This is a genomic window from Virgibacillus carmonensis (genome assembly GCF_057836705.1).
Genome location: NZ_JBYQFJ010000423.1, coordinates 1 through 514 on the forward strand (window position 1 = coordinate 1; position 514 = coordinate 514).

1 protein-coding gene is annotated in these 514 nt (G+C 42.2%); it reads right to left on the reverse strand.

The features are described 5' to 3' along the window. Positions 1–6: 6 nt before the first annotated feature. Positions 7–514, reverse strand: a 508-nt coding sequence (locus AC3G7N_RS22685; protein ID WP_489424350.1) for an FIMAH domain-containing protein, incomplete at its 5' end; no start/stop codon positions are given.

The window sequence follows — 514 nt, forward strand, 5'->3', positions numbered from 1 at the left end:
ATTACTTTATTTCCAATTGTTCATTAGTTCTTCCGCTGTATTGTTTAATGTTTCTTTTGCATCTGCAGCGATGAATTTATTCATTGCTTTATTGTTCAAGTGCTTCAGGAATCCGTCCATTTTCTTCATCGCTTGCTTATCATGGCCTTTTTCTAATTGATGCTCCACCTGATTCAGTTTATTTGTAAGCTGAACAGCAAGTGGATGGTCAATTTTATCCGCTTCTATAAAATCAGCTACATCCTGCTTGAGAGATGCAAGTGTAACAGGTTCCGGCTCAGGTTCCTCTGTCCCGGATAGGTCAAGCCCATACTTGGCAAAACCTTCTGTTCCCACGCCAAGATAAGTGATATTCCCATCAGGCTGGATGAACTGCTGTGCATCAACAGATGACTGGAATGTCAGTTCAGGGTTACCGTCAACCGCTGCAAAAGACCAGTTGCCGTCTGCCGATGGATCAATCGTTCCATTGTCCTGAATATACTGAATCACTGCCTGTCTATTCTGTATTTGT